Origin of the sequence: Pseudomonas yangonensis, assembly GCF_009932725.1 — a bacterium.
Lineage (GTDB): Bacteria > Pseudomonadota > Gammaproteobacteria > Pseudomonadales > Pseudomonadaceae > Aquipseudomonas > Aquipseudomonas yangonensis.
Genome location: NZ_BLJU01000165.1, coordinates 1 through 239, shown reverse-complemented (window position 1 = coordinate 239; position 239 = coordinate 1). Strand labels below are relative to the sequence as shown.

At 47.7% G+C, this 239-nt stretch carries 1 protein-coding gene; it reads left to right on the top strand.

The window, feature by feature from the left end; all coding sequences use genetic code 11:
• The coding region (locus GYB81_RS24615) for a hypothetical protein (RefSeq protein WP_233787682.1) at positions 1–182 on the top strand (182 nt) is incomplete at its 5' end.
• Between the last annotated feature and the right edge of the window lie 57 nt (positions 183–239).

The following is a 239-nucleotide window of genomic DNA, read 5'->3' as shown; positions in this document are numbered from 1 at the left end:
CTTTTACGTTGTCGGCTCCCCCCAGTCATCTCCGCTGGGGCTTCGATGATGTTCCGCTTTCGCTTCACACCCCTTCGGGGCTTTCTTTGGCTAAAGCCAAAATGAAAAGCACAGATAGATTTTTAGAGCGAGTGTCTACGAGTGAACTGATGAAATGCAAAAACAAGACACACCCTCCCTGATTACATGCTCTATTTGCTCATAGGATGCGATATTTCGAGCTTTGCTCGCAGTGGGTA